Below are 15,969 nucleotides of genomic sequence, written 5' to 3'. Positions count from 1 at the left end.
TAAATGCGTAGTAAATTTTCATATTGTTGCCCTGGTAAATAGCTCGTAAGCCCTTGTTGGCCCTTTGAGTAGGATTTTTTTTGATGGAAATCAAGAGGATGGTGAAGCAATAAGGTAAATTTACTACAAATTCGACGATGGGCGTTTCCCGGGCCGGGAAGCGCGAACTACGCAATCTGTGCGGTGCCGCCGTGGCCGCCCCAGGAAATACATACCATGCAAATGAATGAAGTGAAAGACGAGCTGCTGAGCAGCGATATCCGCCAGCTGGGCCGTCTGCTGGGCGACGCCATCCGCAACCATCTGGGCGACCCCGCCTTCGAGCGCATCGAACATGTGCGCCAGCTGGCCATCCGTTTCCGCCGCGACAATGATGAAGCGGCGCGCGCGCAGCTGTCGGACGCGCTGCAAGCGCTGTCGCAGGAAGAAACCACGCAATTGACGCGCGCTTTCAGCTATTTCTCGCTGCTGGCCAATATTGCGGAAGACCAGCACCACATCCGCCGCACGCGCGCCCATTTGATCGCCGGCTCGCCGCCGCGCCAGGGTAGCCTCAGCCATGCCGTCGGCAACGTGTTTGACGCGGGCAAGGCAGATGCATTGGAAACGTTTTTCGAAGATGCGTTCGTCAGCCCCGTCTTCACGGCGCATCCGACGGAAGTGCAGCGCAAGAGCATCCAGAATTGCCAGATGGCCATTGCCCGCCTGTTGAGCGAGCGCGACCGCGTGCAGATGACGCCGGAAGAAGCCGAGCAAAACGAAGAAGCGCTGGGCCGCGGCATCGTCACCCTTTGGCAGACGCGTTTGCTGCGTACGAGCAAGCTGTCCGTCATGGATGAAGTGGCCAATGGCCTGTCGTTCTACGACCATACGATCTTGCGAGAATTGCCGAAATTGTATTCTTCGCTGGAAACCATGCTGGCCCAGCGCGACGCGCGCTGGGAAGATGCGGAATTACCGAATTTCATGAAGGTCGGCAGCTGGATAGGCGGCGACCGCGACGGCAACCCCTTCGTTACGGCCGACATCCTGCGCAGCACCCTGCAAACGCAGGCCGACAAGGTGCTCGACTTTTACCTCGGCGAATTGCGCAAGCTCGCTTCGCAACTGTCGCTGGCGCAAATACTGAACGCCTGCAGCGAGCCGTTGCGGGCGCTGGCCGAACGCTCGGCCGATGCCTCGCCGCATCGCGTGGACGAGCCGTACCGCCGCGCCCTGCATGGCATCCATGCGCGCCTGGACGCCACGCGCGTGGTGCTTTCCGGCAAGGGCAAGCAAGCCGATGGCGTGCAGCCCTACGCCGCGGCTGCGGACCTGCTGGCCGACCTGGACGTGGTCCAGCATTCGCTTGTCAGCAATGGCTTGCGCGCACTGGCACGGGGCCGCTTGCGCCAGCTGCGCCGCGCCGTCAAGGTCTTCGGTTTCTCGCTGGCGCCGCTCGACTTGCGCCAGAATTCCGACGTGCATGAGCGCGTCGTGGGCGAACTGTTCGCGGGCGCCCAGCCGGGCCTCGTCTACCTGGACCTCGACGAAGAGCAGCGCATCAGCTTGCTGCTGGCCGAACTGGAATCGCCACGCCTGCTGACGTCGCCGTATGCGCAATACTCGGAAGAAACCACGTCCGAACTCGACATCTTCCGCGCCGTGCGCGAAGCCCACGTCAAATACGGCCGTGAATCGGTACCGAACTGCATCATCTCGAAGGCAGCCAGCGTGTCGGACTTGCTGGAAGTGGCCTTGCTGCTGAAAGAAGTGGGCTTGCTGCGCCAGGATAGCCGCGAAGTGGACGTCAATATCATCCCGCTGTTTGAAACCATCGACGACTTGCGCGCCGGCCCCGCCATCATGGCGCGCGCGTTCGGCTTGCCGTTCTACCGTGGCTTGCTTGCCTCGCGCGCGGACCAGCAGGAAGTCATGCTCGGCTACTCGGACAGCAACAAGGACGGCGGCTTCCTGACCTCGGGCTGGGAACTTTACAAGGCCGAGATCGAGCTGGTGACCGTCTTCAAGGAGTATCAGATCAAGCTGCGCTTGTTCCACGGCCGCGGCGGTTCCGTGGGACGCGGCGGTGGCCCCAGCTATGAAGCCATCCTGGCCCAGCCGGCTGGCGCCGTGCAAGGGCAGATCCGGCTGACGGAGCAGGGCGAAGTCATCACGGCCAAGTATGCGAACCCGGAAGTGGGGCGCCGCAACCTGGAAGTGCTGGTGGCCGCCACCATCCAGTCGACCCTGTTGCCGCAGGCCCAGCTGCAACCGAAGGCTTCGGCCGGCGCGGGCCATCTGGCCGCGATGGAAGAGCTGTCAGGCACGGCACTGAACGCCTACCGCGACCTGGTCTACGGCACAGAAGGCTTCGAACAGTATTTCTGGGAATCGACGGTGATTGCGGAGATTGCCGCACTGAACATCGGCAGCCGTCCCGCTTCGCGCAAGAAATCCACGTCCATCGAAGATTTGCGCGCCATTCCGTGGGTGTTGAGCTGGGCGCAATGCCGTTTGATGCTGCCGGGCTGGTTCGGTTTCGGTTCCGCCGTGCAAGCCTACCTGGCCGCCCATCCCGCCGATGGCGCGGACGTGCTGCGCGGCATGTACACGGACTGGCCATTCTTCACGTCCTTGCTGTCGAACATGGATATGGTCCTGGCCAAGAGCGACATCGCCATTGCCGGCAAGTATGCTGAACTGGTCAAGGACAAGGCCTTGCGCGACGCCATTTTTACCCGCATCCGCGCCGAGTACGCGGCCACCCTGGACGCCTTGAAACTGATCACGGGCCAGGAAGAGTTGCAGCAAGCCAATCCGCTGATGCAGCGTTCGATACGCAACCGTTTCCCCTACATCGACCCGCTCAATCACGTGCAGGTGGAGCTGTTGAAGCGCTTCCGTGAGGGCAAGCAGGATGCGGCGGCGCGCACGGGGATTCATTTGTCGATCAATGGTATCGCGGCAGGGTTGCGTAACAGCGGTTAATTTTTAGGGCAGAGCCGCCGAAAATCCGGGGTCAGACCCGCCGGGTCTGACCCCAGCAGTTGCACTTGGGTTGGCTTTATGAACTCAGCAGAAAACATCAAGGAGACAGCATGACCATCAAAGTTGCCATCAATGGCTATGGCCGCATCGGCCGCAACGTCTTGCGCGCGTTTTATGAAGGCGGCAAGCAGCAGGATATCGAGATCGTCGCCATCAATGACCTGGGCGACGCCAAGTCGAATGCGCATTTGACGCGCTACGACACGGTGCACGGCAAGTTTCCCGGCGTCGTCACCATCGACGGCGACAATATGCTCGTCAATGGCGACCGCATCCGCGTCTTCGCGCAGCGCGACCCGGCCCTGATACCGTGGGGCGAACTCGGCGTCGACGTGGTGCTCGAATGCACGGGTTTCTTCACGACCAAGGAAAAGGCCTCGGCCCACCTGAAGGGCGGGGCGAAAAAAGTCATCATTTCCGCGCCGGGCGGCAAGGACGTGGACGCCACCATCGTGTTCGGCGTCAACCAGCAGGTGCTGAAAGCCACGGACACGGTCATCTCGAATGCCTCGTGCACGACGAATTGCCTCGCGCCATTAGTAAAACCGCTCAACGACGCCATCGGCATCGAATCGGGCTTGATGACCACCGTGCATGCCTACACGAACGACCAGGTGCTGTCCGACGTGATGCATGAAGACTTGCGCCGCGCCCGTTCGGCCACGCATTCGATGATTCCCACCAAGACGGGCGCCGCTGCCGCCGTCGGCCTCGTCTTGCCGGAACTCAATGGCAAGCTCGATGGCTTTGCCATCCGCGTGCCGACGATCAACGTCTCGCTGGTCGACCTGTCCTTTATCGCCAAGCGCGATACGACGGTGGAAGAGGTGAATGCCTTGCTGAAAACGGCGTCGGAAGGCGCGCTGAAGGGCATCCTGACGTACCAGACGGAACCGCTTGTTTCCATCGATTTCAACCACAACCCGGCCTCGTCGAATTTCGATTCGACCCTGACCAAGGTTTCGGGCCGCCTCGTGAAAGTGTCGTCGTGGTACGACAACGAGTGGGGCTTCTCGAACCGCATGCTCGATACGACGGTCGCCCTGATGGCGGCCAAGTAAGAACGTAGTACCGCTGATCCAGCGCACCAGGACGGCCGGCCCACAAGGCTGGCCCTTGTAGCAACTTATTTTAGAAAGCAGCAACCATGACCATGCAAGTACAGCAACGCGCCACCAAGATCGTTTCCACCATCGGCCCCGCTTCGAACGATATCGATACCCTCGTCCGCATGTTCAAGGCCGGCGTCGACGTCGTGCGCCTGAACTTTTCGCATGGCAAGGCGCAAGACCATATCGACCGCGCCCGCATGGTGCGCGAAGCGGCAGCCCTGTGCGGCCGCGAAGTGGCCATCATGGCCGACTTGCAAGGCCCGAAAATTCGCGTCGGCAAGTTTGAAGAAGGCAAGATTTTCCTGGAAAACGGCGCCAAGTTCATCCTCGACGCGAAATGGGGCGAGAACGGCGAACTGGGCAACATCGAGCGCTGCGGCCTCGACTACAAGGAATTGCCGCGCGACTTGCGCACGGCCGATGTGCTGCTGCTCAACGATGGCCTGATCGTGCTGACGGTCGACAAAGTCGTCGGCAGCGAAATCCATACGACCGTCAAGATTGGCGGGGAGTTGTCGAACAACAAGGGCATCAACCGCCAGGGCGGCGGCTTGTCGGCGCCCGCGCTGACGGCGAAAGACATGGAAGACGTGAAAACGGCGATGAGCTTCCAGGCCGATTACGTGGCCGTGTCTTTCCCCAAAAACGCCACCGACATGGTCATGGCGCGCCAGTTGGCCAATATCGCCGGCGAAGCGTGGGATCACAAGCCGATGATGATCGCCAAGATCGAACGCGCGGAAGCCATTCCTGCACTGCAAGAAATTCTCGACGCATCGGACGGCATCATGGTGGCGCGTGGCGACCTGGCCGTGGAAGTGGGCAATGCGGCCGTGCCGGCCTTGCAAAAGCGCATGATCAAGATGGCGCGCGCATCGAACAAGCTGGCGATCACGGCCACGCAGATGATGGAATCGATGATCGTCAACGCCGTGCCGACCCGCGCGGAAGTGTCCGACGTGGCCAATGCCGTGCTCGATGGCACGGATGCCGTCATGACGTCGGCGGAAACGGCGTCGGGCCGCTACCCGATCGAAACGGTGGAAGCGATGGCCGCCATCTGCCTGGACGCGGAAAAGTGGGATACCTGCAAGCTGGACGCCGATTTCCTCAACGCCACGTTCTCGCGCATCGACCAGTCGATCGCGTATGGCGCCCTGTTTACGGCCCATCACCTGCGCGTGAAAGCCATCGCCACCCTGACGGAATCGGGCTCCACAGCCTTGTGGATGAGCCGCTGCAACATCGACATCCCGATCGTCGCCCTGACCCCGAGCGTGGGCACGCGCCGCAAGCTGGCCCTGTACCGCAACGTCAGTACCCTGGAACTGACGTCCGGCACGGACCGCGACAAGGTCTTGCAGCAGGCGGAAGATTTGTTGGTCGAACATAAAGTCGTGGCCAAGGGCGACACCGTCGTGCTGACCTGGGGCGAGCCGATGGGCAAGGTCGGCGGCACGAACGCGCTGAAAATCATGAAGATCGGCCAGCACTGATCGTATTACGACCCTATCCACCGCAAGGCAGATGTCCAATCTGCCATTGCGGTGGCCGCATTTCCGTGTCAGCATGGTTTTCTGTCCTTCCAGGGCACCTCCGGAGTTCATGATGACCGAGTACCTGCCTGCCTTGATCTGGTCGCTGTCGGCCTTCGCCTGCCTCTTCATTGCCAAACGCCGCGCCTTACGAATAACGGCCATCCGTGCCATCCTGGTGACTTTCCTGGGGCCGTTTGCCATTCCCTTCGCGCTGGCGGCAAAGCCCGGGATGTACGCCTAAGCGTGTGGCCTGCGCGCATTCCTCTTTGCTATATTCAAACTTTTAGTTAGAGGAATGCCCATGAAGCGCAGCGCGACCTTGCTCCTGATGACTATTTTTTCCCTGTGCGCGGCCACGTTCGCTTCGGCGGCCGAGCCTGCGCAGCGCTTGCAGCGCGCCACGGGGCTGTGGAAGGTGACGCCTGCCACCTCGCCATTTTCCTGGGAAATCTGCGTTGACCACGCGCGCGACCGCCTGATCGACGACGACCTGTGGTCCGGCTTCGAGCAGGAATGCAAGATCGAGTCGCAAAGCCGTCAGGGCGACAGTTACCAATTCGCGTCCAGCTGCCCGGACGCCAGGTTGGCCGGCACCTTCAAGGGAGACCTGGCCAAGGCATATACCCTGAGCGCCGACACCACCGTGCAAGTCAATGGCAAGAGCGAAGTGCAGCGCACGGAATTGGCTGCCGTGTTCCAGGGCGCTTGTCCGGCGGGGCTGGCGCCGGGCGCGAAGAAAATGCGCGGCGGCATGGTGATGAAGAGCTTGTATACCGACCGCTAGAAGAGCGCAGCCACGCTGAAACAACAGTTTCCAGGGATAGGCGGGCGCCGGCATTGACGCCGGAGGCAATGATTTGTGATAATGAGAATTATTATCAATTAGCCGCGCCTTGCCTTGCGCGCATCGGAGTCCCAGTGAACATTGCGCAGTCCAGCGAGTCGATAGCCGGCATCTACAGCAGCCACCACGGCTGGCTGATGCGCTGGCTGCGCGCCAAGCTGCAGTGCGCCGACCATGCGGCCGACCTGGCGCACGATACCTTCGTGCGCCTGCTGATGGCGCCGCCGGAGAACCGGCAAAGCTTGCGCGAGCCGCGCGCCTACCTGACGACCGTGGCGCAGCGCCTGCTGATCGACCATTACCGGCGCCTCTCGCTGGAGCAGGCCTGGCTGGAAACGCTGGCGCAACAGCCTGAATTGCTGATGCAGTCGCCGGAAGAGCGGCTGCTCGTGCGCGAAACCTTGCAGCGCATCGATGCCATGCTCGACGGCTTGCCGCCGCTCGTGCGCAGCGCCTTCCTGCTGGCGCATGTCGATGGCCTCGGCTACGGGGAAATCGCCCGGCGCCTGGCCGTGAGCGAGCGTAGCATCAAGCGCTATATGGTGCAGGCGTTCGAGCGCTGCATTCTGTTGATCCTGTGAACGTGGCCATCGATCCCCGCGCGGCCCGGGCGGCGGCGCAATGGCTGGTGCGCCTGCACGGGGGCGCTTTGACTTCCGACGAGCAGCAAGCGTTCCAGGCCTGGCGCGCCAGCGATCCCACGCATGAACTGGCGTGGCAGCGGGCCGAGCTGGTGTGCAGCACCCTGGCCAGCGTGCCGCCCGCTCTGCGCCAGACGGCGGACGCGGCGCCGCATTCGCCGCAGCGGCGCGCCGTGCTTTACGGCCTGGCCGGGCTGATTGCGGCCGGACCGGCCCTGTGGCTGGCCAGCCAGTCGGCACCGTGGCAAGCGTGGCGCGCCGGCATCCGCACGGCCAGGGGGGAAATCCGCCACATGACATTACCCGACGGTACGCAACTGGTGCTCAATACGGACACGGCCATCGACGTGCGTTTTGACGGCGCGGCGCGGCTGGTGGACTTGCATGCCGGGGAAATCCACGTCGCCACGGCGCACGACGCAGCCGTGCCCGCGCGCCCGTTCCTCGTGCGCAGTAGCAATGGCGCCGTGCGTGCGCTGGGTACGCACTTCAGCGTGCGCCACCTTGGCAACATGCTGGCGCCACGCACGCAGGTGAGCGTCAGCGAGGGTGCCGTCGAAATCCAGCCCGGCGAAGCTCGCGACGCCTTGCGCAGGATCGATGCGGGCCGGCAGGGCAGTTTCGATGACGGTGCCGTTTCTGCCTTGACGCCGCTGGCGCCGCATGCGGACGCTTGGCTGCGGGGCGTGCTGATCGCCGAACGCATGCCGCTGGGCGAGCTGCTGGAACAGGTGGCGCGCTATCGCTATGGGGTGCTGCGCTGCGATCCCGCGCTGGCGGCCCTGCCCGTGGACGGCATCTTCCAGTTGAGCGACCCCGACAACATCCTGCTGTTGCTGCAGCGCTCCTTGCCGATCCGGCTGGCGTACCGCACGCGTTACTGGATCAGTGTCGAGGCGGCTTGAGCTTGTCGGCTTACGCGTGGCTGCGCCCCGCTAAGCCGACCTACGGTTTGTGCGGATATGGGCAGTTTGGCGTGCTTGTGTAGATCGACTTGGCCCGCAGGGCGTAAGCCGACAGGCAACGTTGGCTGGCCTTGTCGGCTTACGCGCGGCTGTGCCCCGCTAAGCCGACCTACGGTTTGTGCGGATATGCCAAGTTGCCTGGTTGGCGTGCTTGTGTAGGTCGGCTTAGCCCGCAGGGCGTAAGCCGACAGGCAACGTTGGCTGGCCTTGTCGGCTTACGCGCGGCTGCGCCCCGTTAAGCCGACCTACGATGTTCCGCCAAGCCGACGCGCGCCGCTTATTTTGCATTTCCCCTGTCCCTTTTTCCGGATTGCTTCGTCATACAAGGTAGAGAACGAACAATCCGAACCATCGAAAGGGTCCACATGGCTTTGCAGCACCGTAACTTTACCGCAGCACGCATGACGCTCCATCCCACCACCGGCGCCGTGCGCGCCGCGCTGGTCCTGTTGCTTGCCGTGGGCGCGGCCGGCGCCGTCTTGCCGCACATGGCGGTGGCCGCCGAGGCCAGCCCGGCCGCCACCGTGCGCGAGTACAGCATTCCCGCCGGCAGCTTGCGCGATGCGTTGGCCGCGTTTGCCATCGCCGCCGGAATCAACCTGTCCACCCAGGGCGTGGCGCTCGAAAGTCTGGCCACGCCGGGTTTGCAAGGCCGCCATGGCGTCACGGCCGGCTTGCAAAAACTGCTGCAGGGCAGTGGCCTGGAAGCGGCGGATGGCGGCAATGGCAATTACCTGCTGCGCAAGATCAATGCCAACATGGCCGATGGCGGCCTGGCCAGCATGCCGGCCGTCGTCGTCAGCGCCGAGGCGGACCGCGCCACGGAAGGCACGGGTTTATACACGTCGAGGAATATGTCGACGGCCACGGGACTGAATTTGTCGCAGCGCCACACGCCGCAAACGGTCAGCGTCATTTCGCGCCAGCAAATGGAAGATTTCGATCTGACCACCTTGCAGGACGTGGCGCGCGCCACGCCTGGCATCTATGGCAAGACGCAAGGCGTGTCCGACCAGGAAACCACGTATTTCGCGCGCGGCTTTGCCTTGAGCCACGTCAACGTCGATGGCTTGCCGCTGGACGTCACGGGTTTCAATGAACGCAACGTCTCGGCCGACATGCTGATGTATGACAGGGTGGAAGTGGTGCGCGGCGCCACGGGCCTGATGGAAGGGGCGGGCGCGCCCTCGGGCAGCATCAATATGATACGCAAGCGGCCCACGGCCACGCCCTTGCTGAACGCCTCGGCACACCTGGGCAGCTGGAAGGACAAGCAATTGACGGTCGACGCCAGCAATGCCCTGAACGCATCGGGCAGCGTGCGGGGGCGGGTGGCGGCCAGCTGGCGCGACAGTGACAGCTTCGTCGATGTGGTCAACAACAAGAACAGCACCGTGTATGCGATCGTCGAGGCGGACTTGACGCCGTCGACCACGGCCGGTATCGGCTTTTCGCGCCAGCACAGCCGCACGGACGGCGTGTTTGTCGGCTTGCCGACCATGCTTGACGGCCGTCACATGGAATTGCCCCGCTCGACCTTCCTGAACAATGCCGACTCGTTCCAGAAGCGCGACAACAACGTCGTCTTCGCCGACCTGGAAACAAAGCTGGAGCAGGGCTGGCGCAGCCGCTTCGCCATCACGCGTATCGACGCTTCTTCCAGCACGCGCAATACCACCAATAGCCGCATCGATGGTGAAATATACAAGCTGAACCAGTCGGAAACGGGGTGGAAGTACAACACGGAGCAAGTCGTGGCCGACTGGCGCCTGAGCGGCCCCGTCACCTGGTTCGGCCGCCAGCATGACGTGATCGTCGGCGCCAGCTACCGCCACGACGATTCGGACGCGGGCCAGAGCTGGGAAGGCGCTGCCACGCGCGTGATCGATATCCGCCAGTGGAATCCCTACGCCTACCCGATGCGCGGCGCGCCGTTCGAGCCCTACAACTGGGGCCGCAAGACGGACGAGAAGGGTGTGTATGCGGCCGGCAACTTCAGCCTGGCCGATCCGCTGCGCCTGGTGCTGGGCGGGCGCTTCGGCTGGTATGCGCAGGATGTCACGGGCTGGTATTCCATCAATCCGACCTGGCGCCGCGGCCTGACGGAAAATGCGAAATTCACGCCCTACGCGGGCCTCGTCTACGATGTGGACCGGCATCACTCCGTGTATGCGAGCGGCACGCAGATTTTCGAGCCGCAAAGTTCACTCGATGTGGATGGCAACACCTTGCCGCCGTTGAGCGGCACCAACCTGGAGGTGGGCGTCAAGGGCGAGTATTTCGGCGGCCGCCTCAATGCCAGCGGCGCGCTGTTCCGCATCAAGCAGAATAATCGCGCCATGGCCGATGAGCTCAACTGTCCCACGGGCGGCACCATCTACTGCGCCCGCGCGGCCGGGCAGGTGCGGAGCGAAGGCATCGATCTGCAATTGTCGGGCTCGCCATTGCCGGGCTGGCAGATCGCGGGCGGCTACACCTATGTACTGGCCAAGTACACCAAGGACAGCGTGGCCGCCAACATCGGCCAGCGCATCGCCACGGACGAACCGAAGCAGCTGTTCAAGCTGATGACGAACGTACAGCTGAGCGGCAGCCTGGCGCAATGGAATGTGGGCGCTTCCGTGTATGCGCAAGACAAGATTGAGCGCCGTGACGCGGCTTACCTGACGCGGCAGGGCGGCTACGCCATCGTCGGGCTGACGGCCGGCTACCGGATCAGCGAGCAGCTGCAGCTGCGCCTGAATATCGACAACGTGCTCGACCGACGCTACTACCAGGCGCTCGGCTATGCGTGGTCGGGCGGGCTGGAGCGCTACGGCGCGCCGCGCAGCGTGCTGCTGTCCTTGCACTACAAGATGTAGCCGCTGCGCCAGCAGAGCGCGTCCCTTGCGGCGCCTCTGCTACACTGCCGCCGTCTTTATCTTTTCACTTTGCCATGACCGCTACTCCTGTCCTCACCCCCCTGAAAAGCGCTTTCCAGCAATCGCGCACCGAGAATAACATCGAGCTGATCCTGCCCGAACTGCTGGCCGCGCAATTGCACGTCGTTATCGGTGGGCAGAGCGAGCAGATCGACCTGTTCCTCGTGCCGTCGCCCAATCCCGAGCGCCAGTGCGTGACGGTGGCGGAAGACCTGGCCTTCCTGGCCGGCATCGCGTTTCCGAAGATTCCCGTGACGGGCGCGCAACTGGTCGCCTCGATTCCCGCCGAGATCGAAATCGTGATCCTGCACGGCGATGGCGCCAATTACCTGACGCGCGAGCAACTGGCATGGTTCCGCCGCATGCTGGGGCAGAACGCCTGAGCGCAATAAAAAAAGCATGACCGTCAACGCTGCCTTGACCCTGCGTCCCGTGTGCACCGCCAACGCCGAGGCCGTCATCGGGCTGCCGCTGCATGCGGCGCAACGCGATTTTATTGCCAGCAATGCCGAGTCGCTGGCGCTGGCCGCCAGCCACGCCAACATGGACCCGCGCGCCATCTATGCCGGCGACGAACTGATCGGCTTTGCCATGTATGCGCTGCCGGGCAGTACGGGGCGGCAGGATACGCACGTGCTGTACCGCTTGATGATCGCGGCGCCGTGGCAGGGGCAGGGATTTGCCAGGGCGGCCCTGGCCCTGCTGCTGGACGAGATGCGTTCGCGCGGGGCGGGCAGGGTGGTGCTCTACTACGTGCCCGCCAACGCGCGTGCCCGGCAACTGTATGCGCAGTCCGGTTTCGTCGAAACAGGGCTCGACGGCGATGGCGAGATGATGGCCGAGCGCCTGCTTTACTGAGCCTGTCGCATCGCGGCCGCAGAATAGTTTTCTTTTGGCAACTATATTGCTGAAGTCCTATGAATATTTTCGCAAAGCAACTATACTCATGGCTCTTTAAAAAATCATCGTCACGCTGGCGGCCAGACATCCGCGCCAGAGTTCGTACGCATTCCGCCTGTTCTCTCTGAACGGGCACCTTTCCCCCGCGCGGCAGGCGCGGGCGTGATGACCGAGCCTTGCCCTGGTCGACTGCTACCGTTGTCATTTCCGCTGTATTGCCGCTTTAGTAAAAAGCCTGGCGACGGCGCGCGGTGTGCCGTCATGTTTTGCGACGTTAGGTTTCACTCTCTTATGCCACGACAGTATGTTTAGTTCCATCTTCGCCGTATCAACCGATACCATGCAGTACATCTATGGCACGCACAATGCGTGGCTGGTGCTGTTTTCCATCGGTATCGCCATCTTTGCCTCGTTCATGGCCTTGCAGATCGCCGGCATGGCGCGCAGCAGCGAGCGCGGCTTCCAGCGCCAGACGGCCATCATCACGGGCGCGATCGCGCTCGGCGGCGGCATCTGGTCGATGCACTTCATCGGCATGCTGGCCTTCGATATCTGCACGCGCGTGTCCTTCGATCCGGGCCTGACCCTGCTGTCGATGCTGCCCGGCATGGCCGCTTCGTGGGTGGCGCTGCACTTGCTGGCGCGTCCGAGCATCAACTGGCGGCAACTGGTGGTGGGCGGTGTGCTCGTCGGCGTGGGCATCGGCTCCATGCATTACAGCGGCATGGCCGCCATGCAGATGTCGCTGGCCCTGCGCTACGAACCCTGGCTGTTCGCCCTGTCGCTGCTGGTGGCCGTGACCTTGGCCATGCTGGCGCTGTGGGTACGCTTCGGCCTGAGCGCCATGCGCCAGCGCTTGAGCCCATTGGCCTCCTTGCTGCTCAGCAGCGTGGTGATGGGCCTGGCCATTTCCGGAATGCACTACACAGGCATGCTGGCCGCGCGTTTTTCCGGCACGCCCACGGCAGGCGAGAACACGATTACGGTGCAAGCTTCGTTCGTGGCCCTGGCCGTGGCCCTGATCACTGTCACCCTGACCGTCTTCGTGGCGGCCGCGAACGGCTTGTTGCGCTACCGCCAGCTGTTGCGCCACGCCAGCGTCAGCGAATCGCGCCTGCGCGCCATCGTCGATACGGCGGCCGATGGCTTGATCACCATCGATGGCCAGGGCAAGGTGCGCTCCTTCAATCCCGCCGCGGAAAGCCTGTTCGGCTGGCGCGAAGCGGAAATCGTGGGGCGCGACGCCAGCGTGCTGCTGCAGCCGGCCGATGCGGCCGAATACGAAGGCTATCTGCGCGACTACCTGGAAACGGGCGCCTCGCGCATCCTCGACAGCGGACGCGAACTCGATGGCCGCCACAAGGATGGCGCCGTGCTGCCCATGCGCGTGGCGATCGGCAAGATCGATACGCCGGGCCAGCCCCTGTTTGTGGCGTTTGTCACGGACATGCGCTCGTCGCGCAGCATGGAGCAGGCGCTCAAGGACAGCGAGCGCCAGTACCGCACCCTGATCCGCAATATCCCAGGCGTGTCCTTCCACTGCAGCTTCGCGCCCGAATGGAAGATGATCTTCATCAGCGACGCCGTCTTCAACCTGACGGGCTGGCTGCCGCAGGACTTCGCCGAAGGGCGGGTCAGGCTGTTCGACCTCGTGCATCCAGACGACCGCCAGCGCGTCAACGACACCTGCGTGCAGGCGGCCGGCGAACGGCGCGATTTCGAGAACGTCTACCGCATGATCCACCGCGACGGGCGCGAGCGCTGGGTACGCGAAAGCAGCGGTCCCGTGCTCGATAACGACGGCGTGGTGCGCTGGATCGACGGCGTCATCCTCGATATCACGGAAAGCGAATTGCGCAACGCGGAATACGAGGGCAAGGTGACGGCGATCTCGCGCGCGACGGCCGTCGCGGAGTTCGACCTGCAGGGACGCATCCTGGCGGCCAACCAGAACTTCCTCGACCTGGTCGGCTACCAGCTCGACGACGTGCTGGGCCTGCACCACAGCATCTTCTGCGAGCCGGGCTACGTGACCTCGCCCGACTACAGCGCGTTCTGGCAGCAGCTGGCGCAGGGTGAATTCAATACGGGCGAATACAAGCGCATCGGCAAGCATGGCAAGGAAGTGTGGATACAGGCTTCGTACAACCCGATCTTCAACACGGACGGCAAGCCGTTCAAGGTGGTCAAGCTGGCCACCGACGTGAGCGAGCGGCGCGCCATGCAGGAAAACCTGCGCGCGGCAAAAGACCGCGCCGAGCTGGCCGCCGAATCGAAGACCAGCTTCCTGGCCAACATGAGCCATGAAATCCGCACGCCGATGAACGCCATCATCGGCTTTACGGAAGTGCTGCTGGGGACTGCCCTGGACAGCCTGCAGCGCCGCCACCTGGGCACGGTGCGCCAGTCGGCCCGTTCGCTGCTCGAGCTGCTCAACGACATCCTCGACATGGCCAAGCTGGAAAAAGGCGCCACCGAGCTGGAACTGGTGGACTTTTCGCTGCCGGACCTGGTCGACCACGTGGCCGCGTCCCTGCGCATCACGGCGCATGCGCGCGACCTGGTGCTGCATGTCGACGTCGATCCCGGCATGGGCCAGTTCTTCCTGGGCGACGCGCGCCGGGTGCAGCAGGTGCTGACGAATTTGATCGGCAACGCCGTCAAGTTCACGGAAGTGGGCCATGTGCGCGTGGCCGTCGGCATGCAGGGCGAGCAGGTGCATATCGCCGTGCACGACACGGGCATCGGCATCCCGGCCGACCGCCTGGACAAGATCTTCGCGCCCTTTACGCAAGCCGATTCCTCGATGAGCCGCCGCTTTGGCGGCACGGGCCTGGGCACGACGATTTCGCTGCAGCTGGTCGAACTGATGGGCGGCACCATCACGGTGGAAAGCACCCTGGGCGTGGGCAGCGTGTTTCACGTGCTACTGCCGCTGGCGCCGGGCAAGGCCGTGTCGCGCCGCAGCGAGCAGCCCGTGGTTGCCTTGCCGCCGCTGCGCATCCTGGCGGCCGACGACGTGCCGCAGAACGTCGAGCTGCTCCTGATCAGCCTGGGCGCGGCCGGCCACCAGGTGATCGCCGCCAGCGATGGCGAGAGCGCCGTGCGCGAGTTCAGCAAGGGCAGCTTCGATGTCGTCCTGATGGACGTGCAGATGCCGCGCATGGATGGCCTGGAAGCGACGCGTCTGATCCGCGTGCATGAGCGCGAACAGGGTCTGAAGGCGACGCCCATCATCGCCCTGACGGCCAGCGTGCTGGAACAGGACCGGCGCGCCGCGCAGACGGCAGGCATGAACGGTTTTGCTTCGAAGCCGCTGGAAATGCACAAGCTGACGGCGGAAATCGCCCGCCTGCTCGATATCGCCGTGTCCATGCCGCCGGCGGCGGCCGGCGCGGCGGCGCGTGCGGCCGCCGGCCAGGTCGACTGGCAGCGCGGCATCGCCCTGTGGGGCGGCCGCGAAGCCTTGCAGCGGGCGATTGGCCGCTTCGTGCAGGCCAATGGCGACTGCGCCGCCATGCTGGCGGCCGAACTGGAACGCGGCGGCAGCAGCGTGGCGGGCCATCTGCTGCACCGTATCAAGGGTGCGGCTGGCAACCTGTGCCTGGTGCAGGTCGAAAGCCTGCTGGGCCGCATCGAACAGGCGATCGCGCGCCAGCTGCCGGCGACTGAATTGCTGGTGCAGCTGGCCGCCGCCTTCATGGCGCTGGCCGGCGAGCTGGAAGAATCGGGCATGCCGGCCGTGGCAGTGGGTACACCGGCTGCCGGCGCGCCACTCGATGCCGACGCCGCCGGTGCCTTGCTGCGGCAAGCCATCGCCAGCCTGGAAGGCGGGCAGCTCGACGACGCCCTGATGGCGCAGATCGCCGCCATGCTGGCGCCGCACGGCCAGCAGCAGCGACTGCAGGCGCTGGCCAGCGCCATCGACGACTTTGAATTTGCGCGTGCCGCGGGCGTGCTGCGCCAGCTGCTGGCGTGGCTGGAAACGCCTATGCCGGCCGACCTTTCCTGATATTGG

Annotated in this window: 11 protein-coding genes; all 11 read left to right on the top strand. The window is 63.7% G+C overall.

The genetic code is table 11. The features are described 5' to 3' along the window. Positions 1 to 216 precede the first annotated feature (216 nt). The 11 genes from ppc to KO538_RS14560 all read left to right on the top strand — a co-directional run bounded on the left by ppc (position 217) and on the right by KO538_RS14560 (position 15,963). Positions 217 to 2,970: a phosphoenolpyruvate carboxylase gene (ppc, locus tag KO538_RS14610; RefSeq protein WP_219328727.1), complete on the top strand. Its 2,754-nt coding sequence runs from the start codon at positions 217 to 219 to the stop codon at positions 2,968 to 2,970. Positions 2,971 to 3,080: 110 nt separating this feature from the next. Next, the gene (gene gap / locus KO538_RS14605; RefSeq protein WP_034755750.1) at positions 3,081 to 4,091 is read left to right on the top strand and encodes a type I glyceraldehyde-3-phosphate dehydrogenase; all 1,011 of its coding nucleotides are present in this window, start codon (positions 3,081 to 3,083) and stop codon (positions 4,089 to 4,091) included. 86 nt (positions 4,092 to 4,177) lie between these two features. Continuing rightward, complete coding sequence (gene pyk, locus KO538_RS14600) at positions 4,178 to 5,638, top strand: pyruvate kinase (protein ID WP_080698726.1); 1,461 nt, start codon at positions 4,178 to 4,180, stop codon at positions 5,636 to 5,638. A 109-nt stretch (positions 5,639 to 5,747) separates the two neighbouring features. Beyond that, the gene (locus tag KO538_RS14595) at positions 5,748 to 5,921 is read left to right on the top strand and encodes a hypothetical protein (RefSeq protein WP_219328726.1); all 174 of its coding nucleotides are present in this window, start codon (positions 5,748 to 5,750) and stop codon (positions 5,919 to 5,921) included. Positions 5,922 to 5,981: 60 nt separating this feature from the next. Continuing rightward, positions 5,982 to 6,464, top strand: coding sequence for a DUF3617 family protein (locus KO538_RS14590; protein WP_219328725.1), 483 nt, complete (start codon positions 5,982 to 5,984; stop codon positions 6,462 to 6,464). Between the two features lie 134 nt (positions 6,465 to 6,598). Continuing rightward, a complete protein-coding gene (locus KO538_RS14585; protein ID WP_374106852.1) occupies positions 6,599 to 7,105 on the top strand; it encodes a sigma-70 family RNA polymerase sigma factor in 507 nt (168 codons plus the stop codon). A gap of 2 nt (positions 7,106 to 7,107) precedes the next feature. Then, positions 7,108 to 8,070, top strand: a complete 963-nt coding sequence (locus KO538_RS14580) for a FecR domain-containing protein (RefSeq protein WP_219328723.1) — start codon at positions 7,108 to 7,110, stop codon at positions 8,068 to 8,070. Positions 8,071 to 8,531: 461 nt separating this feature from the next. Continuing rightward, positions 8,532 to 10,991 (top strand): TonB-dependent receptor, encoded by a 2,460-nt coding sequence (locus KO538_RS14575; protein WP_219328722.1) that lies wholly within the window; start codon positions 8,532 to 8,534, stop codon positions 10,989 to 10,991. A 74-nt stretch (positions 10,992 to 11,065) separates the two neighbouring features. Continuing rightward, positions 11,066 to 11,434: a hypothetical protein gene (locus tag KO538_RS14570; RefSeq protein ID WP_070302650.1), complete on the top strand. Its 369-nt coding sequence runs from the start codon at positions 11,066 to 11,068 to the stop codon at positions 11,432 to 11,434. Between the two features lie 16 nt (positions 11,435 to 11,450). Continuing rightward, positions 11,451 to 11,909, top strand: coding sequence for a GNAT family N-acetyltransferase (locus KO538_RS14565; protein ID WP_219328721.1), 459 nt, complete (start codon positions 11,451 to 11,453; stop codon positions 11,907 to 11,909). A 346-nt stretch (positions 11,910 to 12,255) separates the two neighbouring features. Beyond that, on the top strand, positions 12,256 to 15,963 hold the full coding sequence (locus KO538_RS14560) for a PAS domain S-box protein (protein WP_219328720.1): 3,708 nt from the start codon (positions 12,256 to 12,258) through the stop codon (positions 15,961 to 15,963). Positions 15,964 to 15,969 lie beyond the last annotated feature (6 nt).

Source organism: Janthinobacterium sp. NKUCC08_JDC (genome assembly GCF_019345575.1).
GTDB classification, from domain to species: domain Bacteria; phylum Pseudomonadota; class Gammaproteobacteria; order Burkholderiales; family Burkholderiaceae_D; genus Janthinobacterium; species Janthinobacterium aestuarii.
The sequence above is the reverse complement of the archived record's forward strand: the minus strand, read 5'-3'. Positions and strand labels throughout refer to the sequence as shown.

Excerpts from the sequence above, each read along its gene's own strand:
- ppc (WP_219328727.1), top strand. The coding sequence starts at position 217 with ATGCAAATGAATGAAGTGAAAGACGAGCTGCTGAGCAGCGATATCCGC.
- gap (WP_034755750.1), top strand. The coding sequence starts at position 3,081 with ATGACCATCAAAGTTGCCATCAATGGCTATGGCCGCATCGGCCGCAAC.
- pyk (WP_080698726.1), top strand. The coding sequence starts at position 4,178 with ATGACCATGCAAGTACAGCAACGCGCCACCAAGATCGTTTCCACCATC.
- KO538_RS14595 (WP_219328726.1), top strand. The coding sequence starts at position 5,748 with ATGATGACCGAGTACCTGCCTGCCTTGATCTGGTCGCTGTCGGCCTTC.
- KO538_RS14590 (WP_219328725.1), top strand. The coding sequence starts at position 5,982 with ATGAAGCGCAGCGCGACCTTGCTCCTGATGACTATTTTTTCCCTGTGC.
- KO538_RS14575 (WP_219328722.1), top strand. The coding sequence starts at position 8,532 with ATGACGCTCCATCCCACCACCGGCGCCGTGCGCGCCGCGCTGGTCCTG.
- KO538_RS14570 (WP_070302650.1), top strand. The coding sequence starts at position 11,066 with ATGACCGCTACTCCTGTCCTCACCCCCCTGAAAAGCGCTTTCCAGCAA.
- KO538_RS14565 (WP_219328721.1), top strand. The coding sequence starts at position 11,451 with ATGACCGTCAACGCTGCCTTGACCCTGCGTCCCGTGTGCACCGCCAAC.
- KO538_RS14560 (WP_219328720.1), top strand. The coding sequence starts at position 12,256 with ATGTTTAGTTCCATCTTCGCCGTATCAACCGATACCATGCAGTACATC.